The organism is Marinomonas sp. UCMA 3892 (genome assembly GCF_012726345.1).
Taxonomy (GTDB): domain Bacteria; phylum Pseudomonadota; class Gammaproteobacteria; order Pseudomonadales; family Marinomonadaceae; genus Marinomonas.
The window spans coordinates 237,734-261,420 of record NZ_PTXN01000009.1; the positions used below are offsets into that span (position 1 = coordinate 237,734).

Genomic DNA, 23,687 nt, shown 5'->3' on the forward strand with positions numbered 1-23,687 from the left:
ATCAATCGATATCATCTAAAACACTTTTTTCTTCGTATCCATTGAACCACTTTTTATTAATAATTTCTAAAAAATGCGCTATTGAATGTCACCATCCAACTAAAAGAGGAAATTGCGATGACCTTACTGACAGAAAGATCGACTGATACATCGTTAACAAGCGGCAGTATTCCTCAGGAAGCCTTCGATTGGTACGACGAATACGCTCATGGCGACATAGATCGCCGAACTTTTTTATCTCGCCTTGGCACACTTAGCGTAACAGGAGTGACTCTTTCTATCGTGGCAGGTGCGCTAACACCCAACTATGCACTGGCAGAGCAAGTATCATTTAACGACCCAGATATTACAGCTAGTTATGTAGTGTACGATTCACCCAATGGGCATGGCAAAGCTCGCGGCTATTTAGTCATTCCCAAAAACGTCAATGCAGAAAACAAAGCCCCAGCCGTGCTGGTTGCTCACGAAAACCGTGGTCTTAACCCATATATAGAAGATGTGGCAAGACGCTTAGCAAAAGTGGGATTCATTGCCTTTGCCCCTGATGCTCTTTTCTCTTTGGGTGGCTATCCTGGCAATGACGATAAAGGCCGAGAAATGCAAAAAACACTGGATGGAAACAAGATTGAAGGTGATTTCATGGATGCGGCAACTTTATTGAAACAACATGAATTGAGTACTGGGAAAGTCGGCATGGTCGGATTTTGTTATGGTGGCTATTTAACAAATGCTTTGGCTGCTTCAATGCCAGATACTATCCATGGTGGCGTACCCTATTACGGCACACCAGCTAAGTCCAACATAGATAAAATAAAAGCACCATTGCAGCTGCATTTTGCCGGACTGGATAAACGAGTGAATAATACTTGGCAAGATTACGAAGCAGCACTAAAGGCTAATAAAGTTGATTACACCGCCTATATGTATGCTCAGGCAAATCATGGTTTCCACAATGATTCCACTGCTCGTTACCAAGAGAAAAACGCCGAGCTTGCATGGGAACGCACTATTAGCTTTTTCAAAAAAACATTAACCGCTTAGTCTATGTGGGCGTTACGGCCGGCTAGCTTAGGCCGTAACGCCTTTAACATTCTTCACATTAATGGAAGACGATGCCTTATCGTATTTAAAATCAATACCGCGAACATTCGGAGTTTGTCGCCACAAGGACTCACATAAATCAGATACACTAATGTCATTACTAGATTGCAGCCAAGCAACAACTGCACGAGCAACGTTCGGATACGATATCTGAACTACTCGACTAGTTTCTAACCATTCTTGAATCACTTGCGAATTTAAAATATCACAGGTTTTAGCTATGCCTAAAAACTCTAACGCAATGGCATTGGAATGCTGTTCAATTTGACCCTTTAATGGTTTTGCTAGAATACGACGGCCAAGCTGCAAGGCCTCAGAATTTAATTCAAACCCAGCATTACAGAGTACAGATTCGCATTCAGCTAAGTTCTTTTGAAATACTTCTCGACCAAAAGGGAACACTTCTACATTGCCATACACACCAGGCTCAATGTCTTTGCAATGAAGGCGAAAGCGATAATTCGGCACACCATCCAGCCAATCTAACACAGCCTCACTGTTTTCAAAGGGTAGATAAACCAGAACTTGTTCAGGATCTGCCATGTTTTTCATTTGCTGCGCATTAATCAGTGGCGGCAAAATAGGATGGCCAAAATGATGCCAATGAGCACCTAGTTGGGTCGCTGCTGGCGCAAAATTTGACATTATCCACTGGGCAATAAAATTCTTCTTATAGCGAGGAATATCATATTTAAATGCATACTGATGACCAAACCCTACGCAGGGCACGCCTTGACGTTTGGCCGCCCAAGCAACGATAGGCTCAAAATCCGTAATCACCAAATCGTAACCATGAGTATCTATCGAGCGAATGTCTCGGTACAGCTTATAAAGATTAGCACTCTTACAAGTTGCGTACAGATCTAGCCGACCATTTCGTGCCACAAAGCTCAAACCTTGGAAGGTTCGATAGTTACCAAATACTGCCATATCAAAATAATCTTCTGGTAAACGACCAGAAAAAACAAAATCAACTTCCACACCAGCTGCATGCATTTCTGCAGCCATAGCTCTTGCTCGAGTAATATGTCCATTACCAGTTCCTTGAACACCGTACAATATTTTCATACTAATATCCCTATTGCTAACGCAGCACAAACCGTGCCTAATAAAGCACCAATTACGGTGTCCGTGGGGAAATGGACGCCAAGAAAAATGCGCGATAAGCCCACATTCGCCGCCCAGAAATACAACATCAGATTCATGCTTGGAAACCACTCAGATAAACAAAAGGCCATAAAAAATGCCCCTGAGGTATGTCCTGATGGAAAAGAAAATTGATCAGAAGGAATAATAAAACTGCTAAAATTATCAAGCGCATCAGCCGGACGATTACGCTTAAAACCGCGCTTTAAAACAAAATATAGAACACGCTCGACAGTAAAGCCCAACAGCAAAACAAGCGTCAAAGAGAGCTCTCCAGCGAACCAAAATAAAAGCGCTAGAAAAGCATAAATCGGACCATCCGCTGAAAATGAAATCGCGCGTCCAATACGAGTCAGCGTCGCGCGGTGCTTTCTAGCCATACACCAAGAAAAAGTCTGTACATCTACTGCGTGGATATTCTGAAGTATGTTCATACTTATCACCTCACTGGTTTTGTCTTACTTTCAACATAAACCAGTAAAATGTCCGTTCTGTGGCATTACTATGACAACTTAGTGACAGACAGTAATCACAACTTTCAGGCAAAAAAATACCTCGTCATAACGAGGCACTTCAAAGCTTAAAATATCAGATTATTTAAAGCCTATGATCAAGCTATAGCCAGTTAGTAAGCATTATCCCAATACCAAGCGACTGAGTCTGATGATTATAATCCAATAAGGATTGCCCATAACCATTAAAGTACTGAATATAACCACGGCTTTTACCCCACAAAGGAAAAGTAAAACCGACCTGGATAGCCCCTCTGTTATCGGATGATTTAAGGTTATTTCTCAACATTACGTCAATCGTATAATCATCAATAACGTGTATTATATTGAACTCGCCATAGCCGTAATAATTTTCAATATTCGGGTTATCATCAACCTTTGAACTTTCAGGAATCCGATACCAAGGCTTGATAGAAAAAGCAGTATCGCCATGCTCAAACAAGAAATCCACGTAAAATCGATTCCACGAGCGAGACAGTTCATTTGACTGGCCATTGGACTGATGAACAAAGCCGTAAGACACATAATCAGGGTTAATACCTAGAAAACCATGCTTTGGCTTGGTAACAATAAAGGCTTCAGGCTCATGGTTAGTATCACGAAAAGGTGCCGAGATACTACTGTTATACGCCTGCCAATAAGCTTGCTGCGTGTAAGCAAACCACAAACTACTGTTTCTACCCACAACATCATAAGCAACGGGAAACTTAAGACTAAATTGAAACTTAAACTCCACGCTTTGTAGACTTTCAGAATCGCTCGCATCACCTAAAAAAGCACGATCGTTAGGATTAGACGTATAAGCAATAGGTAAAAAATAATTCGGTTTATGAGGTGTTAAAACAAACGGATTATTTACTGTTGCCGTTTCTCTATTCTCTCTTTGTTGCAATAACCCGTTGTCTTCTTTAGCCCGCTTGGCAGTAGATTCTGGTACTTGGGGCTCTTCTGGAGAATAAGCCTCCTCACCACCTTCAACAACCGTCGCTGTATCAGAGGTATTAAAAGAACTACTGCCTGACTTATCTAACGAGGTCGATTCCACTTCAGCCCATAGCAAACTTGGAAGAAGCATTATTGAGCATACAATGGCTTTCATTACTAAAACCCTTAAGTGAAAAACACTATTTCATTGGGACAGAACAACCTTTTTAGCGTAGGTATCTCGCTCCATCTCACACACTTCAACCGAAAAACTAACATCCTTTAATGCAAATTGTGTTAGAGCTTCTAGAACCAAATAAGAAAGATGTTTTCTTTGCTCTATTGTGCGACCCGAAAGCATACGCAGAATAACATGAACAAATGCATCTTCTTTTCCTGCTGTTAAAAAACTCTTATACGGAAAACTGCGTAATTTGATGTCTTCTTCAATAAATAGAGCCGAGGCAATACAGGCTCCTTTGACGGCTTCAAGAAGATCAACCGGTGGCACTTCTTGCTCTAAATTTTGGCTATACTCAACAATGCAATGTGGCATTTAAGACTCCATTTTTAGATTTATTAGACGTATTTCACTAATAACCACGAAGCAAATCAACTGAAGGCGGTATACTGCCAGTTAATCGATACTGCTTAATGTTTTTAGCAACAATTTCACTCGCACTAACCGGGTGTGTCGGCGCAGAAATATGTGGTAACACTGTGATAGATTCATGCAACCAAAACGAGTGATTTTCTGGTAAAGGCTCATTCACAAAAACATCTAACACAGCATGAGATAAATCCCCTCGCTCAAGTTTTACTAACAGAGCTTCATCATCAATAATGAGACCTCGAGCAAAATTAATCAGGCTTGCTCCAACAGGCAAACAAGACAAATTTTGATGGTTAAGCAATCCCCTAGTCTCTATCGTCAAGGGCAAAAGGCAGACGAGTATATCACTTTGGCTCAACAATGGGATGAGACCTTCTTCACCGTGAAAACACTCAACGCCTTCAACTTGTTTTGGATTACGACTCCACCCAGCAACAGAAAAACCATTAGCAACTAAACGCTGCGCACTAACACGTCCTAATTCACCCAACCCAAGCACGCCAATTCGGCGATCTTTAGCAGCCACCATAGGCAGCTGAACCCAAGACTGTTTAGCCTGTTGTTTGGCATATATTGGCATATCTCTATGAAGGAAAAGTGTCCAAGCTAAAACCGCTTCTGACATAGTTTCAGCTAAATTTGAGTCAACTAATCGAACAATCGAAAAAGAGGGCGACAATAATTCATTGATCATCCGCTCTACACCAGCCCACACACTATGAACCCACTTCAATGAAGGAAGAGACAGTAAATCTTGAGGATCAGGATTGGCCACAATGGCTATATCACATTGCTGTTTTTGTTCTGCTGTCAAATCGACAAAAGGGACAATCACTTCGTTGGGCATCGCTGATGATAAATGCTTAATCCAAATTTTTTGCTCTGCTAAATCTGCACGACTAACAAAAGGAATCATTTCTCATACACCTGAGATAAGTCTTTAAAGCCTTTTAATTCAATAGCATTACCACTTGGATCTTTAAAGAACATCGTCCATTGTTCACCTGGCATACCTTCAAAGCGAACACTCGGTGCAAGATCGAACGCAACATTGGCTTCCGTTAAGCGCTTAGCGACTTTTTGCCATTCATCAAGTGGCAAAATCAAACCAAAGTGAGGCATAGGAACAAGATGCTCACCCACTCGCCCAGTATTTGTCGTCGGGCTTGGCGTACCTAAATGTAAAGACAATTGATGACCATAAAAATCGAAGTCTATCCAGGTCTCGGTACTACGGCCTTCAATACAGCCTAAAACCTGAGTATAAAAAAGTCGTGTTTCATCTAGGGAAGTGACATGGAAAGCATAGTGAAATAAAGCAGACATAAGAACCCCTAACAACAATAGATTAGGTTAGAAAATACAGCACACAGAATAAAAGTAAACACGTATCAGTTACGCGGCAACACATAGTAAGCATTGCATAAATAAATACCTAAAACCTCCAAAAGGCCTGCGGAATACAGCAATTACTACTTAGCTTAACCACCTCTTTCTTATTCTCAAAAATTCACATTTTAACCCTCTCACAATTACATCACACCAATCCACGACATTATTTTTGTCTATTAATAGCATTCTCAATATGTTTTTTTGTATCAATGCTTTGTCACGTTTCATGGTGTTTTGTATCAATTTGAAAAGAGGCATATACAAGAAAATCATTATTAATATACTGATGAAAATAGCTTATTAAATTTATTAGTCATTTTTAAAAATATTCTATTTTATTGACTACACTTACTTTGTTGAATAGTACAAACTGCTTAAGGATAAACATGTTGCGACTTCTTCTTTGTCATTGTTTTGCGTTAGTTTTAGCTGGGATTCTAATTTATGAATCTTTAATGTGGGAAGCTATTGCGGTTCTTGCATTTTTTGGTTTTATTCCAACTTTCTTATCTCGCCCCCAGAAAAACAAACTTAAGTCTACTGACTCTTCTGGAGATCAGCCAACTATACAGCCACATCAAGCTGATCATGTATCTATTCCTGAAGCACTTTTCAGCAGAGATTTAGTGCCTTTATTAAACGTCTGTTCAGATGACCTTGGTAACGTACTTGCCACACAAAAAAGTGCCGTCGAGCTACTGAATAATGCATTTATAGATACAAATTCACTAATCGACCAACAAGCTAATTGCATTCATCGCTTAGTTGAAACAGAAAGTGATGACAGTAAATATTACAGTGAAGTCATGCGTGACTTTGCAGCACAAACAGCAACCACGCTAGATAAATTCATAGAAAGTACAATTGAAATGTCTGCGTCATCTATGGAACTGCTTTCAAAAGTAAATGAAATTCATGACGAAATGCCTGAAATAGCAAAAGCCTTAAAAGACATTGATGATATTGCAGATCAAACTAACCTTTTAGCGCTTAATGCAGCTATTGAGGCGGCTAGAGCTGGTGAAGCCGGACGAGGATTTGCGGTTGTTGCGGATGAAGTTCGCTCCCTGTCAAATAGATCTTCAGGCTTCAGTATTGCCATCCAATCTCGCCTTAAAAAAATTCAAGATCAAGTATCTAACTTAACAAAAGCAATGGAACGATTAGCTGCCCATGATGTGACCTATATTATGGAATCTAAAAAAACCATGAATAGCGCCCTACAACACATTGTCAACAAAGCTGAAGCCGATGCTAACATCACGTTGGAGCTAGAAACTCTTGCGAAGTCACTAGAGTCAGCCATATATGATGCGACTAGAGCACTACAATTTGACGATATTAATAGTCAAAACCTTACCTACACCATCGAAGTATTAGATTTTATGGGCGAGCAGTTGAGTACCGTTAACGATGATTCATCAGACAATATTGAACATGTGTTAAGGGATAAATTAGAAATAATCAAACAACGTAGCCAGCAAAAACATAACCCTGTTTCTCAACAAAACATTGAAAGCGGCGACATTGATTTATTTTAAATAAGAACGAGGAGAAGTTCGAATGTCTGATTGCATTGCGATTAATATGCCTGAAAGGTTTGATTTTAGTACACACAGCTGGTTCACAAAAACTTATGAAGAAGCGTTAACAAAGACAAAAACAATCATATTAGATTTTTCTCGTGTTTCCTATGTGGACTCTTCCGCTTTAGGGATGATGGTTCTTTTGCATCGACAATTAAATAAAGTTTCTGGCCATTGCACTATTCGAAATGCGAATGGTACTGCTAAAGACATTTTAGACATGGCTAATTTTGAGAAGCTATTTAGCTATGAATAGCATAAGTAAAGTTCTTTTATTAGAGGATAATGCTTCAACTCGCTTGATTGTGTCTAAGGCACTTCAAATAAAAGGGATTGAGGTGATATTGACATCAACGCTTGAAGAAGCTCGTCAATGTTTTGGTGATAACTCTATAAAACTTTTCTTGCTCGATGTTCATCTACCAGATGGAATGTCAGACGAATTAATTCCACAGATTCGTCGACTCTACCCAATGGCTCCTATTCTAATGATAACTGCGGAATATGACAGCTCGCACATGGCACGTTTGTTTGATGCGGGAGTAAAAGATTTTATTCAAAAACCCATTTTACCATTACTCTTATCAAACAAAGTACAAAGTTTTCTTGATTGGTCAGAAGTGGAATTGGCTCTATTTAGAGCTAATGAAAACTACCTCAGTATCATGCAAGAAAAAGAGCAAGAAGAAGCGCTAGCATTTTTTGTCTACGATCATATATTACATACCCACTCTTGCTCTATTGAAGGTGTTGATGTAGCCACACTCTCTAGCGGAAGGTTTTGCGGTGATATTCTAATATCGGCAATGTCGCCGAATGGCAATTTAATTATTATGTTGGGGGACGCAACTGGCCATGGTATGGCAGCAGCTATTACTATTTACCCTATGGTTGTCACCTTTAATGCCATGGTAAAAAAAGGCCTATCAACGGGAGCAATTTTACGGGAACTTAGTGACAAACACTCTGAAACTGTCCCCAGCAATCGTTTTTTCGCCTGTATTTTAATTGAAATATCCTTAGCAAAAAACACCATTAGCATCTGGAATGGAGGAATGCCACATGTGCTTATTTTCGATAAAGAACAACAATTAATCGATAAAATTCCTGCAAAAAACATGGCTATTGGTATTTTGCTGACCAACGAAATCAGTACTAAATTCGAAACCTTTCCACTTGATAGCATTGAATATCTTTCGTTTTTTAGTGATGGCTTAATTGAAAATAAACGTCACAAAGAAACAATGCTTACCTTTAATGATGTCTACTCCATTATTGCTGAATACCCTAGCGATCCAGAGCACTCAATTACACGCATGCATGCCATGGAAGCAGATTTAAACAGCCACGATGACATGACCTTATGCAGCTTAAATTTAGGGACATTAAGACAAGAGCTCTCAGATACTCCTGTAGAAAAACAAAGTCCAAAAGGGAACTTTTCATTTAGTTTTGAGCTATTTGGAGACTCACTGTTGAATGATCATTTTACTTTAAAACTAGTAGAACTCATTGAAAGCTATGGCTTTTCTCAGTCATTTTGCCAGCGAGTATTCACGGTACTTACTGAATTACTCGTTAACTCTGTAGACCATGGCATTTTAAACATCCAGTCTAACCTGAAAAAAACAGATTTTATCGCTTACCTAGACGATAGAAATGAGGCTATTCAAACCCTAAGCAATAACCAAAAGGTTGCTGTATCCGTTAATTGGGACGCCAACCAAAAAACACTGAGATTAACAGTCTCAGACTCAGGCAATGGCTATCAAGTTAAGAAAGAAATACCTATTTCAAGTGATCAAAGTTATGGCAGAGGCTTAAGCATAGTGAGTAGTTTATGTAGTGACTTTGCCTATGATCAAAATATCAACACAACACGTACGACCTTACGTTACTAGGATGAATTATGAGTAAAAAACTGCTTATCGTAGATGACTCCCCTTCTGTTCGCCAGATGGTGGAAATGACCTTAAAAGGGGCTGGTTACGCTGTTAAAACAGCAAGTGATGGCCAAGCCGCACTAAACCTTTGTAAAACCGAAATGTTTGATTTTGTTCTAACCGATCAGAATATGCCTAACATGGATGGCATAACCTTAATTAAATCGTTGCGAGCGATGCCAAGTTATGCCCGAGTCCCACTCATTGTATTAACCACTGAGGCAGGGGAAAACATGAAGCAAAAGGGTAAAGCTGCAGGAGCAACTGGGTGGATGGTGAAACCATTTGACCCTAAAAAATTGCTTGAAGTTGTTGCGAAAGTCCTTCGCTAAACGTCTCATTTTGCAAATTCATTGAGAGACAGTATGGATAATTTAAGTCAATACAATGAGGTTTTTTTCGAGGAGGCGCAAGAACACCTCGAAACCATGGAAACATTATTGCTCGCCTATAATATCGATTCACCCGATATGGAAGAGCTTAATAGTGTGTTCCGTGCCGCGCACTCAATAAAAGGTGGTAGCGACATTTTTGGCTTCAAAGCTTTGACAGGGTTAACTCATGTTATGGAAAACATGTTGGACTCTGCAAGAAACAATGAACTCACTTTAACCACTGATCTCATTACTGTTTTATTAGAAACCACCGATGTTCTAAAAAATATTCTTAGTTGCTATCGAGAAGAAGCAGAGATCGATTGGGACATTATCGAAGCCAGTAAGGCTCGATTAAGCGCTACTCTTCAAGAAGTGACTGGCTCAAATAATCAAGTCCACTCTCCTTTAGATGAGGAAGAAGATCTCGGCTATGGTTTTTTTGATGACGATGATGCTGACACAGAAGAGGAGCAAGGTTTTGGTTTCTTTGAGGAAGACGAAAATGACTCAGAAAAAGACCAAGGTTTTGGTTTCTTTGATGAGGATGACAAAGAGCAAGAGCAAGATCAAGATAGCAAAGCCATTGATGAAGAAAGCCTTGGGTATGGCTTTTTTGAAGAAAACAATGAGATGGCTAAAGAGGCCGAAAGTCTAACTACAGAACCTCAACCGGATGCTAATACTGAGCATACAGAAAACATTGGTTATGGCTTCTTTAATGAAGAATTTAATAGCCCTCAAAAAGATGCAGTAACAGCACAACCTGCAGGCCTAACCTCTTCTACCGTTGCTAAACCAACACCTTCATCCAAAGCATCCGAAACGAAGGCTGAAGCAACTAGCATACGAGTCGAAACCAACAAAATTGACAAACTCGTTAACCTAGTGGGTGAACTTGTTATTACTCAATCCATGCTGAATTTAATTGGCAGTGAAGTACCTGAAAGCATCGCCGATAAAATGCAATCAGCACTAATTGAACTTGAGCGAAACACTCGTGAAATTCAAGAAGCCGTTATGTCGGTTCGCATGCTCCCTATTTCTTTTGTATTCAACCGTTTCCCCAGACTGGTCCGTGATTTATCAACTAAATTAGAGAAGAAAATCAACCTAGTCATCGAAGGCGGAAACACAGAAATAGACAAAAATTTAGTGGAGAAAATTTCTGATCCTCTACTACATCTAATTAGAAACAGTGTGGATCATGGCATTGAGCTGCCAGCAAAGCGACTAGAAGCCAATAAATCTGAAACTGGTATCGTGATGCTTTCAGCAGCACAAAAAGGCGGCGAAATCGTTATCACTATTACGGATGATGGTGCCGGTCTAAATCGTGAGCGAATCATAGCCAAAGCCGTTGAAAAAGGTATCTCGTTACCTGAACCGCTATCAGATAGTGCAGTCTGGCAACTTATTTTTGAAGCGGGATTTTCTACCGCCGCTGAAGTGACCGATGTTTCTGGTCGTGGCGTTGGAATGGACGTGGTAAGACGAAATATTGAATCTCTAGGTGGCCGTATTGATATCAGTTCAACCGCTGGCATGGGAACTGTATTCACCATCAATTTACCACTGACATTAGCAATATTAGATGGCATGACAGTAGAGGCTTCTGACCAAGTATTCATTATCCCTCTTGTCAATATTGTTGAGAGTATTCAGCCCGTTGCCGAACAAATCAAGCATATTAAAGGTAAGAAATTACTCTGGGTTCGTGATGAATACTGGCCACTAATTGATATTGGAAAAACGTTAGGAGGAAGCCCAAATGAAACCAATATGGAAACTGGCATTGTTGTTCTAGTTGAAACATCTAAACAACGATTTGGGTTAATCATTGATTCTTTATTAGGCCAGCAACAGGTCGTGATTAAGAACTTAGAACGACATTATCGAAGAGTAGAAGGCATTGCTGGCGCAACCATAATGGGAGATGGCAGCGTGGCGTTAATTTTAGATGTCGATTCAATAACGCAATTCATCAAATCGGACTTATAGGGGGCATTCATTATGGCAATACTTCAGCAGGGGAATACGTCTTCAATGCCTGCAAAAGAGTTCTTAACCTTTGTTCTTGGCGATGAAGCCTACGCACTCGATATTATGACGGTGAAAGAAATACGGGGATATGAACCAGCAACAAAAATAGCGAATGCGCCAAGTTACATTAAAGGAGTTATCAACCTCCGTGGCGATATTGTTCCGATTGTCGACTTACGAATTAAATTCAATATAGGTGAAGCCACTTATAACGAATGGACCATAGTGATTATGCTAAATGTACGCGATCGCGTGGTTGGAATTGTGGTTGATGGTGTATCAGATGTAATGAACTTAGAAGCCGAAGATATTAAACCAGCACCTGAATTTGGTGTGGCTTTCGATAGCCGTTACCTACATGGGCTTGCCGCATTGGAGGACCAAATGGTGATTATCGTGGACATTGAAGAACTCATATCCAGCGATGAGATCGGTGTTTTCGAGAGTGTATAAGAATAAACAATATTCACAGTTAGCCTTCAAGGCTTCACAGTAAATAAGATTCACAGGAAGGGTTAATGCCATGTTAAAAAGCCTATTTTCAAAGCGATTAGATGATAATCAAATGATTATCGACAAAGATGTCTGGGTAAACGCTCAAGGTCAATTAAATGCTTTAACGCGATCTCAAGCTATCATAGAGTTCGACTTGCATGGCAACATCTTGGTTGCCAACGACAATTTCCTTAATACTCTTGGTTACACTCTGGAAGAGGTTCAAGGTAAGCACCACAGTATTTTTGTGGACAATAAATATCGCAACAGTCGAGAATATAAAGAGTTTTGGGCAAAACTAAACAACGGAGAGTTTCAAAGTGGCGAGTTTTGCCGCTATAGCAAAACTGGTGAGGCAGTATGGATTGAAGCAAGCTACAACCCTATTTTTGACGCCAATAACAAGCCCTTTAAAGTGGTTAAGTTTGCGACGGACATCACCGAGAAGAAAAACCAAAATACCGATTATGAGAGCCAACTAGAGGCTATTTCTAAGTCCCAAGCGGTTATTTCTTTCGAGCTTGATGGCACCATTCTTAGCGCTAACGATAACTTCTTAAATGCATTGGGCTACACCCTTGGAGAAGTTCAAGGTAAACACCATAGTCTGTTTGTCGATTCCGAATACAAAAAATCAGAAGAGTATCGTAATTTCTGGCGCAGCCTATCAAATGGTGAACATTTCATTGGGCGTTTTCCTCGCGTCCATAAAAACGGCAAAGTTATTTGGATACAAGCTAACTACAGCCCGATTCGTGACCCAAGCGGCACACCCTATAAAGTGGTGAAATTTGCAACGGACATTACTGCGGAAGTCGAAGCAGAACAGCAACTTCAGCTCACTGTGAGCCAGGTAAATGCCGCGATTGATGCGGCTGTAAATAACGACTTGACTCATCGAGTGGCAACAGAAGACAAATCAGATATGATGCTAAGTATCTCACAAGGGGTAAACTCCCTGCTTGATACTATGACTGACATTATCATCAGTATTAAAAATGCTTCTGATGCTGTTTATACGGGTGCTCGTGAAATCTCCAACGGTAACACAGACCTTTCTAATCGTACTGAGCAACAGGCTTCTAGCTTAGAAGAAACCGCATCCAGTATGGAAGAACTAACAGGCACGGTTCGACAAAATGCGGACAGTGCCAAACAAGCAAATAACTTAGCCTCTAATGCTGTGACCATCGCAATCGATGGCGGCCACCTAATAGAGGACGTGGTTAAGACCATGGCGTCGATCAATGAGTCTTCACAAAAAATTGCAGACATCATTGGCATGATCGATGGCATTGCTTTCCAAACGAATATCCTAGCACTTAACGCTGCCGTTGAAGCGGCCAGAGCAGGTGAGCAAGGACGTGGGTTTGCGGTTGTTGCGTCTGAAGTAAGAACTTTGGCACAACGCTCAGCGAATGCAGCAAAAGATATTAAAGATCTTATTTCTGAGTCTGCTACCAAAATTAATAACGGTAATGACCTAGTTAACAAATCAGGAAACACGATGCGCGAAGTGGTTTCTGCGATTAAACAGGTTAATGACATCATGGCTGAAATCGCCAGTGCATCAGCTGAGCAATCATCTGGACTTGACGAAATCGGCAAAGCAGTAAGTCAAATGGATGAAATGACTCAACAGAACGCTGCCCTGGTAGAAGAAGCCGCCGCCGCATCTGAAAGTCTATTAGGCCAAGCAGATCAATTAACAATGAACGTCAATCAATTCATATTGAATGATGACCATCAGTCTCAGAATATTAAACAAATTGCCCATGTGAAAAAACCAGCGGCTTCCCAAGCTTCAGCAGCGAAAAAGTTGCCACCTGCGTCCGCTGCGGTTAAAAAAGCGAAACCTTTGCCTAAGCCTCAACTTGATGATGAAGATGACGGCTGGGAGGAGTTTTAAATCTTATGGAAAGGGAATTTGGGTTTACTCAAAGTGACTTCAATAAAGTGCGAACTATCCTTGTTGGATTGACAGGGATAAAGCTCGCTGATTCCAAAGAGTCGTTAGTTTATAGCCGATTGACCCCAAGAATTCGTAAATTGGGGTTAAAAAGCACGAAAGAGTATTTAAAGTACTTGGAAAACCACAATGACGAACAGGAAAACTTTATCAATGCACTAACCACAAACCTGACTTCGTTTTATAGAGAGCCTCACCATTTTAGTATTTTGGCGCAATTCATCAATCAGGGTGAAAATGTCAAAAGAATTTGGTGTGCTGCATCAAGTACGGGTGAAGAGCCCTACTCTATTGCGATGAGTCTGGTTAAAGCTTATGGGCACTTTAATCATGATGTAAAAATAATTGCTTCCGATATTGATAGCAAGGTTCTTGAAACGGCGAATCAAGGTATGTATCCGATAGAGAAAGTCGAAGCATTACCAGATAAAAAAAGCTTTTTTGTAAAAGGAAAAGGCAAAAATTTAGGTTTAGCTAAAGTAGTACCGCAATTACGGGAGATGATTGACTTCATTCGTATAAATTTACTGGATGAAAGCCTCCCTATAGAACCAAATCTTGACGTTATTTTTTGTCGCAACGTGATGATTTATTTTGATAAAGACACACAGGCAAAAATATTAACGAAGTTACTGGCCAAACTTCGACCTGGTGGCCTTTATATTGCGGGACATTCGGAAAATTTTTCACACTTTTCCAATGTTATCAAACCCATTGGTCGAACAGCGTACATAAAGCTGTAAGGTTGAACTATGTCATTAAAAAATTCGGTAATAGAACACTTTTCGACTCGGCAATATTTTGACAATACATTTGATATTACCTCGGTAAAAGTTTTACCAGGTGAATATTACGCGACCAATGAAGACGTCATGATTACGACTTTATTAGGGTCATGTGTTTCTGTCTGTTTGTACGACCCTACTGCGAAAGTGGGCGGCATGAACCATTTTTTACTGCCTGATGGAGGCGATGCCAATGATCTATTGTCCTCCGCTGGACGATATGGTGTTTATGCCATGGAGTTATTAATTAACCACCTAATCAAGCTGGGTGCTCGTCGGAATCATTTTAGGGCTAAAGTATTTGGCGGTGGTAGTGTTATAAAAGGCATGACGACTCATAATATCGGCAAAAAAAATGTCGATTACATTCTCTCTTATTTGCAAAATGAAGAGATTTCGGTCGAATCGTCAGACCTTTTAGACATCTACCCAAGGCGTGTTAACTTTTTTCCGTCTAGTGGCCGAGTTATGATGAAGAAGCTTCGTCAACATCACGATGCTGAAGCAATCAATTGTGAGTTGCGTTATAGAAAAGCCATTTCTACTGTTGGCAAGGGTAATGATTCAGGCGATGTCGATTTGTTTTAGTATTTATATGGAAGCCTATGCAGTCTACAAAAATTAAAGTTCTTATCGTTGACGACTCTATATCTATCCAAAAAGTGCTCCAAGAGGTCATCGAATCTGATCCGGGGTTAGAAGTGGTTGGTACTGCAAGCGATGCTTTTGAAGCCAAGCAAATGGTAAAAGACCTTTCCCCAGATGTAATCACCCTTGACGTCGAAATGCCTCAAGTAAACGGCTTACGTTTTCTTGAGGTATTAATGAAAATTAAACCAACGCCCGTGGTGATGATCTCGACGCTAACCAAAGCAAATGCCGATACGACATTACAGGCATTAGAACTAGGAGCTATTGATTACATTGCTAAGCCGCAATTAAACCAAAAAGAAATGTTTTTGCGCTATCGCAAAATGGTTATCAAGAAAATTCATATGGCGGCGGCGTGTAATATTGCAACAGGCATAGATCATCAAACTTCTAAGAAACCCTCTGTACAGGAGCCCTTGTCTACGAATAAAGTTTTGGCAATTGGCGCTTCTACTGGTGGAACAGAAGCAATCAACTATCTACTTGGCCAACTACCAAGCACAAATTTCGCTCTACTAATTGTTCAGCATATGCCAGCTGGCTTTACTTCAACATTCGCAAGTAGATTGGATAGAACAACCGATTTCACTGTTGTAGAAGCGAAAGGTGGAGAGCTAGTTCGCCCTGGAGTGGCTTACCTTGCCCCAGGCGACTTCCATATGAAAGTCGTTCGCTCCAATAATCAGCTTTACACAGAAATATTTAAAGCCGAGAAAGTGGCAGGTCATCGCCCTTCTGTTGACGTGCTGTTCAATTCTGTAGCGGAGGAAATTGGACGTCATGCTTTCGCAACCCTATTAACAGGAATGGGGAAAGATGGCGCACGTGGACTGAAAAAAATTAAAAACGCAGGTGGCTTTACCGTGGTACAAGATGAAGCTTCTTGTGTCGTTTATGGTATGCCAAGAGTCGCAGTGGAAATGGGGGCTGCCAGTGTCATTACAGCATTAAACAATATAAAAGAGACATTCGTCGAAAAATTGCGCTAAAAAACCGTCTAAACAGACTCACTAATAATATCCAAAGCGAATCGAACATTGGGATGAAGCTTCTAAAGCTTCATCCCAATGTTATTAAACATCAAAACAAAAAAGCTTACTGCAACCTATCTTCGACTGGAGAGGCCTTTTCTTGAAGTGCAGCCATATTGATATATTCGGGTCTCACATTCGGCATTGGGTTTGCCTCAGAAAATAATACCGATTTACTTTGATTTTCTATAATGCGAACGTGAGAGCGATTCAGTTCTCTAGGTTCTTTCACTCCACACGAGTGAGCAATCATTCCAATACCATGCAACAACTCGGCAGCATAGTTAGCTACTCGTTCAGATTTTTCAGCTGCTACTAAGCCTTTCTGTAAATCAGGATTATGGGTCGTAATCCCTGTCGGACAAGTATTCTTATTACATTGTAAAGCTTGAATACATCCAAGTGAAAATAGAAAACCACGCGCTGTAACAACAAAATCAGCACCAGCGCTCAAGGCCCAAGCCGCTTTCCCCGGTACAATAAGTTTGCCCGAAGCTATAATTTTAATATAACGACGTAAACCATAAGAAGTCACAATGTTAACTACAGTTGGCAAGCTTTCACGTAAATGCATACCTACGTAGTCCATTAGTGGCTGCGGAGCTGCTCCCGTACCGCCATCGGAACTATCAATCGTAATAAAGTCAGGACAGTAATCGATTCCTTTTTTATGGATTAACTCACATAGGGTTTCGAAAAACTTCAAATCCCCAACCACCATTTTAAAACCGACAGGTTTAGAGGTAACTTCACGAACATGATGAACCATATTCAATAAATCATCGATGGATTTTATATCAGTATGGCCATTTGGGCTGATTGAGTCCTGACCTACTGGAATACCGCGAGTATGAGCTATTTCTTCGGTTACTTTTGCTCCTGGCAACATACCACCTTTACCAGGCTTAGCACCTTGGCTCATTTTTATTTCAAACATACGCACATTTTGGTGCTCTGCTAGACTGGCCAATTTTGTATCGTCTAAATGCCCCTCCAGATTACGCACACCATATTTCGCTGTGCCAATTTGAAACACCAAATCACAGCCACCTTCAAGATGATAAGGCGATAATCCACCCTCACCTGTATTCATCCAAATACCGGCCTTACGTGCGCCTTTTGATAAAGCTTGAACTGCAGGTTTAGACAAGGCACCAAAGCTCATACCCGAAATATTCACAACTGATCGAGTTCGATAGGGTTTTTTCGCGGTATATTCACCAATACAAACTTCTCTAGGTTGTGCTGCATCTTCATCTAGCGTTGGAAAAGCACAATTTAAAAAGAAAATATCTCCTGGTGTTTCCAAAGAACGAGTCGAACCAAAAGCAATCGTCGAATCAACTTTTTTAGCCGCTCGATATGCCCACGAACGCTCAGCACGATCAAATGGTCGCTCTTCCCTATCCATTGCAAAAAAATACTGACGAAAAAACTCGCCTAGGTGTTCAAAGAGGTAACGAAAACGCCCAACAACAGGATAGTTTCGTCTAATTGTATGACTGGTTTGATGCGTATCAACCCAGTACATCACCGCGACAGAAATACAGGCCATAAAGAGCAAAAAAACGAACAGTAACGCACCCCAATGAATAGTCAATGTCGCCAATGAAGACAAAAAATCCATACTTAGCCCTTAAGATTAAACTGGTGATATGTAAATTGAGTTTTAATATTACGCTACAAAGAAGGCTTCAGCGTGGCTGAATCATGAACAAATGCAGCAATAAATTCGTTTGGGGGTACAGGATGACCAAAATAGTAACCCTGGTAATAAAAACAATCTATCTCTCTTAATCGATTATAATGAAGCAAAGTCTCTACACCTTCGGCAAGAACACTAATATTGAGCGCTTTGGCCATAGCTATGACCGCATGCACTATCGCTTCATCGCTTTTATCTGTGAGTAAATCTCTCACAAAAGACTGATCAATTTTCAATCTATCTATTGGTAAAGATTTCAAATATTTCAGTGATGAATAACCAGTACCAAAGTCATCAATAGAAAGATGCACACCCAAGGCTTTTATGGCATTCATTTTTTTCAAACAAGATGAAAGGTCGTTCAGTAGCATATTTTCCGTGATTTCCAGGTCAACACAACTTGGCGGAACATCATGTTTTTCTAACTGTGTTTTCAACATAGGTAAAAAACCTGCTTGTTGAAACTGAATAGGGCTCACATTAATCGACATACGCCATGATAATTGCCACTTCCCCTCTTTCAACCAAGTCGCCACTTGGGACAAAGCTTCATTTAAAACCCAATGACCAATTTCAACAATAAGTCCTATTTCTTCTGCCACGGGAATAAACTCAGCAGGGGAAATAAAACCCTTTTTCTCGTCCTTCCAACGAATCAGCGCTTCTGCACCAATCAATTCATTTTTATCATTGGTTTGTGGCTGATAATACAACTCAAACAACTTGAATTCTGTCGCATGATGGAGTGCTTTTTCCATCTCAAGGCGTGCATCTGAAACCGCCTGCATCTCTGGTTTATATAAAGCAAAGGTATTACGTCCAGATTCCTTAGCGCGATACAAAGCCGTATCAGCCTGCTTTAAAATCGCTTCTGCCGATCCTTCATTGCCATCAAAGATTGTGGCTCCTAGACTGGCAGTGATGTGAACTTCATGGTGCCCCGCCTTTTTAACTTGCTGACAGGCGTACATAACACTTTCAACAAAACCGTTGATTGCTTTTTCTACTTTTTCCTTATCATCACCAACATGAGTAAGTAAAAAAGCAAACTCATCTCCCCCCATGCGGGCAAACACAATATTCTCTTCAGTTAGTGAAGACAGCTGCGTTGCCACACAGCAAAGTAGCTGATCACCCACGTTATGACCTAGTGAATCATTAATGGTTTTAAATCTATCCAGATCCATAAACACCACAGCGGAGTAACTTGAAGTAGTATTTTTCTGTTTAGTCTTTATTGCTTTATAAAGTTTATCGGCTAAATACTGGCGATTCGGTAGATTGGTAACTGAATCGTAATAGGCCAAGTGGTGAATACGAGCCTCTGTTTCTTTGCGTTCAGAAACATCGCGAATCAGTAATAAGGTCTCTGTTTTATCTTGTACTTTATATTTAGCTAAACGTATCTCAACAGGTAGCTCAATTCCCTGCATTCGATAAATTGTTTCGACCGTTGTAGGAGAGTTCACTTCCAGAGACTCTAAAATATTAAAAAATTCAGGCCAAGACGAAGGGGAGTGCAACACATCTAAAGACTTTGAGTTCAAATCTTCACTTTTCATCTTCAACATATGCTCTGCTGCCGCATTCACTAAGGTGATTTGGTAGTTCTCATCTAAAAGCAAAATACCATCCGCAGCATGTTCAATCATAGCTTTTGTATGACTATCACTTCGCTCTAAATCACTCAGTGCAGTATTTAAACGCTTCCATAAAACGGCGAAAGTAGAATGCAAATTCCCTAGTTCATCAGACTTATGGTACCGATAAAATGACTGAGGTAATGGCAACTCTTTTTTATAACCAACAATCGATAAAGACTCAGTGAGGCGCATCAAAGGATGAGTAACTAAAAAGTAAAAAACTAAGGATATCAATGATGCCAACAACACATCTTTGAACAGGTTATAGGTTAAACTAGAAAGATGTTCTTTAAATATTGTATCAAGCAAGAAATGTTTTTCAGGCAATATAAGCACATAACCCGCCTGAAAAGCAGGAGTGTCCAAACTAAGCTCTCGCCGATAATCCTGTAAATCAGATAAAAAATAGTTGGCCAATCCATCCGAGACAGAGAAGTCGTTATTTGTTGTGGTAGCTTCTACAAACAGTTCACCACTTTCGTCACGAACTTCCACATGAGCAATAGCAGGATTAAAAAGTAAACTATCAATTTGCTGCTGAGCGAACGGCGTATCTAAACGGAAAATAGCTTCGGCTAAAGGTTTTTCAATTGCCGCAAGCAAAACATTAAAATCTTGATTTATTTCCGCTTTCTGAGATCGTACTCCATCAATAAATTGAATAGCGCTGCTTACTAAACTTAAAATAATGGCAAGCGCTAGTGTTAAAATTGCTTGTTTAGTAAACAATGATTTTGAAAATACAACGCCCATTTCTACTCACTTAAATTTTTATATCCTGCTGCCACATCACCCTCACAGCATCCATACTAATAAAAATCACAAAGAAGACTGGAAATAACACTTTATCCACCAGACAAAAACCTAATTTCTTGCATTTATTATGCACATTGGCAAGACTGACACTTTATTCAAGGTTAAACAAGTCGATATAAAAATAATTTATACTTGCTATGATATAAGTCATGATATAAGTCACTATGAGTACAGGAGCAAAGCATTTCCTCAAAGTGTAAATAAAAAAGCCAGCATGAAAAACATACTGGCTTTAGAGGTAATTAAAGATTGTAAAGCAGTTAGTTAACCTATCACTGCGCCATCTTCACGAGAAATGGCAATAACACTAGAGCGAGGTACAGACTGACCGCCATCAGGCCAATGAGAATTCCCTTCCTCCCCTGGATGCTGAACTCCAATAAACATAGTCGTACGCTCGGCATTCCACGCAGAACCCGTTATTTCAGATTCTTTTGGCCCCACCAAGAAGCGGCGGATTTCACCAGTTTCAGGGTCGGCAACTAACATCTGGTTATTACCTTGCCCCTGGAAGCCTTTTGCATTGGAGTAATTGCCGTCTGTTTGAATCCACAATAAGCCTCTAGAATCAAATTTAAGGCCATCTGGAGAGTTAAACATATTATCTTGATTAATGTTTTTAGAGCCAGCATTAGCGTCATCATACACTGCAGGGTTACCAGCTAAAACGAACAAATCCCATTTGAACTCATTGTGAGTATGATCCGAGTTCATTGGCATCCAACGCACGATCTGACCAAAGTTGTTTTTTACACGAGGGTTTGGTCCTCCAGCTGGTGTTGCATCACCACCCGCATTTGGCTTAACACCACGATTTTTATTATTCGTCAATGAACAATATACTTCCGCTTTATGAGGATGAGCCGCTACCCACTCTGGACGATCCATGGTTGTAGCACCGACTTTAGATGCGGCCATACGAGTATGAATCGAAATTTCCGCGTCAGTCATGCCTGTGGTTTTAGGCGTAAGCGCCAACCACTCACCACGGTTATTGTCATGGAATTTGGCAACATATAGAGTACCTTCTTCTAGGAGATCTCGATTATTGCCGCCGGCCAAATATTTGTGCTTAGAAATGAAGCGGTATAAAAATTCGCCACGCTCATCATCACCGAGGTAAACCACGATATGGCCATTCGCAGCGATAGTCAATTCAGCGTTTTCATGCTTGAAACGACCTAAAGCGGTACGTTTTTTCGGGCGAGATGTTGGATCTAGTGGATCAATTTCCACAATATAACCAAAGCGATTTGGCTCATTAGGCTCTTTATCCAAATTAAAACGATCATCAGCTAACGCCCAGTTATAACGGCCTTCCGTGCTCACACCATAACGCTTGTAAGCATCAGGCATTTTATACTCTTTACTTGCAGTGAAATAACCATTGAAGTTTTCTTCACAGGTTAAATAAGTGCCCCAAGGCGTCTGACCGTTGCCACAGTTGTTCCATGTTCCTTTGGCCACCAAACCTTTAGGGTCTTCAGATGTTTGCATCCATTTATGACCACGAGCAGGACCTGTAATATCCATTTCCGTATCCGCTGTAATACGGCGATTATAAGGAGAATCCTGAACGATGCCCCATTTGCCACCACGCTGAGCCACCTCAATAATTGACACACCATGAGCTGCCTTGTTTTTACGCACATCATCAGCATTAGTAGGCATGCCATCTGCACGATTCGCGTGAAGCGTTTTCTCATTGGTGTATTCGTTATTGATGGCCATGATTTGTTTGCCATCTTTGGAGAAGAAAGCCATGCCGTCATTATGATCACCAAATGCCAATTCCTGAGAAACACCTGTGCCGCCTGTTGCCGCATCAAAAGCTGGGGCATTGCTGAATAATGGATCGCCCCAAGAAGCAACCACTTCCCACTTGTAGCCTTCTGGAACCGTAACCGTATCTAGTGAATTAGCTTTAACCATGCTGAATGCTAAACGAGACTCTGGAGACCCAGCTGCCAACGCTTTACCCGCTGCCAAAGTTGTCGAGCCCATAACAAACGCACTTGCACCAACTGCCGCGCCACCACCAAGAAAACCACGGCGAGAGACCATTTTATTAGCAACTTCTTCGAACTCTACAACTTCGGGTGCTGGGCGCACCAGTTCATCCAATTCATCAAACCCTAGCCTTCCATTGTTCTTAATATTCATAATACTGCCCTATTATTAATTAAATATTAGTCGCCTAGGTTATCGAATTTTAGGTGCTTGACCCTTTATTAATCGATCCTTGACTACTCGTTTTATCGTACATTTTTCAAATAAGTTACTTCCCCCTGCAAAAGGAAGTTGATAATGAATTTACGGATAAAACATTACATGGAAATGACAGTTAAACGACATCAGCAATGAATCTGAAAAATAATTTAAAAGTGCAAATAAAAAGAGGAGTAAGGCCAGAGAATTGAAATCGATATAGTCATAGATAGGATATACAAAGCTGTATCACTTTTTTATTTATAGATTTCTCCCCCATATCGTACTTCCAAGCCTTCCCGAACAGATTTTTTTAAACCTTTCACCACCAAACCATAGGAATGATCAATCAGTCTTTCGATTTCACCATTCGGTAAATCACCATCCAGAATAACGGAATTCCAATGGCGTTTGTTCATGTGGTAAGCGGGAATAATTTCGGCAAAGATATCACGCAATTCAATGGCATGGGCAGGATCACACTTTAAGTTAAGTAATTGACGCCCCTGATACTTACTTAATAAAGCAAACATCTTACCCTGAATTTTGAACACCGCTGTTTTATCATCAAACGGATAATCCTCGACCACCTCAGGCTTAGATAAGAGATAGTCTTTTATTATTAAAATATCCAAAATCGACTCCATAGTAATAGTAGAAAATGTCATCAACTTATCATGATCAAGACCTGCTTTGGCTGCAAGCCGTTTTTTGTCATCGATAGTCGTAAAAAAGCCACTTACTAGCACC

Annotated in this window: 21 protein-coding genes; 11 read left to right on the top strand and 10 right to left on the bottom strand. The window is 40.5% G+C overall.

The genetic code is table 11. The features are described 5' to 3' along the window. The first annotated feature begins 117 nt into the window (after positions 1 to 117). A complete protein-coding gene (locus tag B6N13_RS14625; protein WP_169459777.1) occupies positions 118 to 1,041 on the top strand; it encodes a dienelactone hydrolase family protein in 924 nt (307 codons plus the stop codon). 27 nt (positions 1,042 to 1,068) lie between these two features. Here B6N13_RS14625 and B6N13_RS14630 read toward each other — a convergent pair whose 3' ends face one another. The 6 genes from B6N13_RS14630 to B6N13_RS14655 all read right to left on the bottom strand — a co-directional run bounded on the left by B6N13_RS14630 (position 1,069) and on the right by B6N13_RS14655 (position 5,622). Next, entirely contained in the window at positions 1,069 to 2,169 is a 1,101-nt protein-coding gene (locus B6N13_RS14630) for an MJ1255/VC2487 family glycosyltransferase (protein ID WP_169459778.1), read from the bottom strand. Next, positions 2,166 to 2,681 carry a phosphatase PAP2 family protein gene (locus B6N13_RS14635; protein ID WP_012070966.1) on the bottom strand — a complete coding sequence of 172 codons (516 nt, stop codon included), beginning with the start codon at positions 2,679 to 2,681 and terminating at the stop codon, positions 2,166 to 2,168. Before B6N13_RS14635 ends, B6N13_RS14630 begins: the two co-directional genes overlap by 4 nt. A gap of 181 nt (positions 2,682 to 2,862) precedes the next feature. After that, complete coding sequence (locus tag B6N13_RS14640) at positions 2,863 to 3,858, bottom strand: phospholipase A (protein WP_012070967.1); 996 nt, start codon at positions 3,856 to 3,858, stop codon at positions 2,863 to 2,865. A 30-nt stretch (positions 3,859 to 3,888) separates the two neighbouring features. Next, the gene (locus B6N13_RS14645) at positions 3,889 to 4,239 is read right to left on the bottom strand and encodes a 5-carboxymethyl-2-hydroxymuconate Delta-isomerase (protein WP_012070968.1); all 351 of its coding nucleotides are present in this window, start codon (positions 4,237 to 4,239) and stop codon (positions 3,889 to 3,891) included. A 37-nt stretch (positions 4,240 to 4,276) separates the two neighbouring features. Next, a complete protein-coding gene (locus B6N13_RS14650) occupies positions 4,277 to 5,212 on the bottom strand; it encodes a glyoxylate/hydroxypyruvate reductase A (RefSeq protein ID WP_169459779.1) in 936 nt (311 codons plus the stop codon). Continuing rightward, positions 5,209 to 5,622, bottom strand: a complete 414-nt coding sequence (locus B6N13_RS14655; RefSeq protein ID WP_169459780.1) for a VOC family protein — start codon at positions 5,620 to 5,622, stop codon at positions 5,209 to 5,211. The genes B6N13_RS14650 and B6N13_RS14655 overlap by 4 nt, the downstream gene beginning before the upstream one ends. Before the next feature lie 452 nt (positions 5,623 to 6,074). On the opposite strand from B6N13_RS14655, the gene B6N13_RS23590 reads away from it, so the two are divergent. From B6N13_RS23590 to B6N13_RS14705, 10 genes are all read left to right on the top strand, one after another. Beyond that, positions 6,075 to 7,229, top strand: coding sequence for a methyl-accepting chemotaxis protein (locus B6N13_RS23590; protein ID WP_169459781.1), 1,155 nt, complete (start codon positions 6,075 to 6,077; stop codon positions 7,227 to 7,229). Positions 7,230 to 7,251: 22 nt separating this feature from the next. Further along, complete coding sequence (locus B6N13_RS14665) at positions 7,252 to 7,530, top strand: STAS domain-containing protein (protein WP_012070972.1); 279 nt, start codon at positions 7,252 to 7,254, stop codon at positions 7,528 to 7,530. Beyond that, positions 7,523 to 9,175 (top strand): SpoIIE family protein phosphatase, encoded by a 1,653-nt coding sequence (locus B6N13_RS14670; protein ID WP_169459782.1) that lies wholly within the window; start codon positions 7,523 to 7,525, stop codon positions 9,173 to 9,175. Before B6N13_RS14665 ends, B6N13_RS14670 begins: the two co-directional genes overlap by 8 nt. 8 nt (positions 9,176 to 9,183) lie before the next feature. Next, positions 9,184 to 9,549, top strand: coding sequence for a response regulator (locus B6N13_RS14675; RefSeq protein ID WP_169459783.1), 366 nt, complete (start codon positions 9,184 to 9,186; stop codon positions 9,547 to 9,549). A 33-nt stretch (positions 9,550 to 9,582) separates the two neighbouring features. Continuing rightward, the gene (locus tag B6N13_RS14680) at positions 9,583 to 11,592 is read left to right on the top strand and encodes a chemotaxis protein CheA (RefSeq protein WP_169459784.1); all 2,010 of its coding nucleotides are present in this window, start codon (positions 9,583 to 9,585) and stop codon (positions 11,590 to 11,592) included. Positions 11,593 to 11,604: 12 nt separating this feature from the next. Further along, positions 11,605 to 12,087, top strand: coding sequence for a chemotaxis protein CheW (locus B6N13_RS14685; RefSeq protein WP_012070976.1), 483 nt, complete (start codon positions 11,605 to 11,607; stop codon positions 12,085 to 12,087). A gap of 70 nt (positions 12,088 to 12,157) precedes the next feature. Further along, positions 12,158 to 14,038, top strand: a complete 1,881-nt coding sequence (locus B6N13_RS23595) for a methyl-accepting chemotaxis protein (protein ID WP_012070977.1) — start codon at positions 12,158 to 12,160, stop codon at positions 14,036 to 14,038. A gap of 5 nt (positions 14,039 to 14,043) precedes the next feature. Next, entirely contained in the window at positions 14,044 to 14,841 is a 798-nt protein-coding gene (locus B6N13_RS14695; protein ID WP_169459785.1) for a CheR family methyltransferase, read from the top strand. Between the two features lie 9 nt (positions 14,842 to 14,850). Further along, positions 14,851 to 15,471, top strand: a complete 621-nt coding sequence (cheD, locus tag B6N13_RS14700; RefSeq protein ID WP_169459786.1) for a chemoreceptor glutamine deamidase CheD — start codon at positions 14,851 to 14,853, stop codon at positions 15,469 to 15,471. A 17-nt stretch (positions 15,472 to 15,488) separates the two neighbouring features. Beyond that, a complete protein-coding gene (locus B6N13_RS14705; RefSeq protein WP_169459787.1) occupies positions 15,489 to 16,523 on the top strand; it encodes a chemotaxis response regulator protein-glutamate methylesterase in 1,035 nt (344 codons plus the stop codon). Between the two features lie 106 nt (positions 16,524 to 16,629). On the opposite strand, the gene B6N13_RS14710 is transcribed toward B6N13_RS14705, so the two are convergent. From B6N13_RS14710 to B6N13_RS14725, 4 genes are all read right to left on the bottom strand, one after another. After that, a complete protein-coding gene (locus B6N13_RS14710; RefSeq protein WP_012070981.1) occupies positions 16,630 to 18,192 on the bottom strand; it encodes an FMN-binding glutamate synthase family protein in 1,563 nt (520 codons plus the stop codon). 53 nt (positions 18,193 to 18,245) lie between these two features. Further along, a complete protein-coding gene (locus B6N13_RS14715) occupies positions 18,246 to 20,666 on the bottom strand; it encodes a GGDEF domain-containing phosphodiesterase (protein WP_012070982.1) in 2,421 nt (806 codons plus the stop codon). Positions 20,667 to 20,993: 327 nt separating this feature from the next. Then, the gene (locus B6N13_RS14720; protein ID WP_169459788.1) at positions 20,994 to 22,892 is read right to left on the bottom strand and encodes a PhoX family phosphatase; all 1,899 of its coding nucleotides are present in this window, start codon (positions 22,890 to 22,892) and stop codon (positions 20,994 to 20,996) included. 302 nt (positions 22,893 to 23,194) lie between these two features. Beyond that, on the bottom strand, positions 23,195 to 23,686 hold the full coding sequence (locus B6N13_RS14725) for an MmcQ/YjbR family DNA-binding protein (RefSeq protein ID WP_348981550.1): 492 nt from the start codon (positions 23,684 to 23,686) through the stop codon (positions 23,195 to 23,197). Position 23,687 lies beyond the last annotated feature (1 nt).

What these genes read in the sequence shown, in the direction of transcription:
- B6N13_RS14670 (WP_169459782.1), top strand. Translation starts at nt 7,523, where the DNA reads ATGAATAGCATAAGTAAAGTTCTTTTATTAGAGGATAATGCTTCAACT.
- B6N13_RS14720 (WP_169459788.1), bottom strand. Translation starts at nt 22,892, where the DNA reads ATGAATATTAAGAACAATGGAAGGCTAGGGTTTGATGAATTGGATGAA.
- B6N13_RS14675 (WP_169459783.1), top strand. Translation starts at nt 9,184, where the DNA reads ATGAGTAAAAAACTGCTTATCGTAGATGACTCCCCTTCTGTTCGCCAG.
- B6N13_RS14665 (WP_012070972.1), top strand. Translation starts at nt 7,252, where the DNA reads ATGTCTGATTGCATTGCGATTAATATGCCTGAAAGGTTTGATTTTAGT.
- cheD (WP_169459786.1), top strand. Translation starts at nt 14,851, where the DNA reads ATGTCATTAAAAAATTCGGTAATAGAACACTTTTCGACTCGGCAATAT.
- B6N13_RS23590 (WP_169459781.1), top strand. Translation starts at nt 6,075, where the DNA reads ATGTTGCGACTTCTTCTTTGTCATTGTTTTGCGTTAGTTTTAGCTGGG.
- B6N13_RS14715 (WP_012070982.1), bottom strand. Translation starts at nt 20,666, where the DNA reads ATGGGCGTTGTATTTTCAAAATCATTGTTTACTAAACAAGCAATTTTA.
- B6N13_RS14710 (WP_012070981.1), bottom strand. Translation starts at nt 18,192, where the DNA reads ATGGATTTTTTGTCTTCATTGGCGACATTGACTATTCATTGGGGTGCG.
- B6N13_RS14685 (WP_012070976.1), top strand. Translation starts at nt 11,605, where the DNA reads ATGGCAATACTTCAGCAGGGGAATACGTCTTCAATGCCTGCAAAAGAG.
- B6N13_RS14640 (WP_012070967.1), bottom strand. Translation starts at nt 3,858, where the DNA reads ATGAAAGCCATTGTATGCTCAATAATGCTTCTTCCAAGTTTGCTATGG.
- B6N13_RS14705 (WP_169459787.1), top strand. Translation starts at nt 15,489, where the DNA reads ATGCAGTCTACAAAAATTAAAGTTCTTATCGTTGACGACTCTATATCT.
- B6N13_RS14695 (WP_169459785.1), top strand. Translation starts at nt 14,044, where the DNA reads ATGGAAAGGGAATTTGGGTTTACTCAAAGTGACTTCAATAAAGTGCGA.
- B6N13_RS14650 (WP_169459779.1), bottom strand. Translation starts at nt 5,212, where the DNA reads ATGATTCCTTTTGTTAGTCGTGCAGATTTAGCAGAGCAAAAAATTTGG.
- B6N13_RS14630 (WP_169459778.1), bottom strand. Translation starts at nt 2,169, where the DNA reads ATGAAAATATTGTACGGTGTTCAAGGAACTGGTAATGGACATATTACT.
- B6N13_RS14635 (WP_012070966.1), bottom strand. Translation starts at nt 2,681, where the DNA reads ATGAACATACTTCAGAATATCCACGCAGTAGATGTACAGACTTTTTCT.
- B6N13_RS23595 (WP_012070977.1), top strand. Translation starts at nt 12,158, where the DNA reads ATGTTAAAAAGCCTATTTTCAAAGCGATTAGATGATAATCAAATGATT.
- B6N13_RS14655 (WP_169459780.1), bottom strand. Translation starts at nt 5,622, where the DNA reads ATGTCTGCTTTATTTCACTATGCTTTCCATGTCACTTCCCTAGATGAA.
- B6N13_RS14625 (WP_169459777.1), top strand. Translation starts at nt 118, where the DNA reads ATGACCTTACTGACAGAAAGATCGACTGATACATCGTTAACAAGCGGC.
- B6N13_RS14680 (WP_169459784.1), top strand. Translation starts at nt 9,583, where the DNA reads ATGGATAATTTAAGTCAATACAATGAGGTTTTTTTCGAGGAGGCGCAA.
- B6N13_RS14645 (WP_012070968.1), bottom strand. Translation starts at nt 4,239, where the DNA reads ATGCCACATTGCATTGTTGAGTATAGCCAAAATTTAGAGCAAGAAGTG.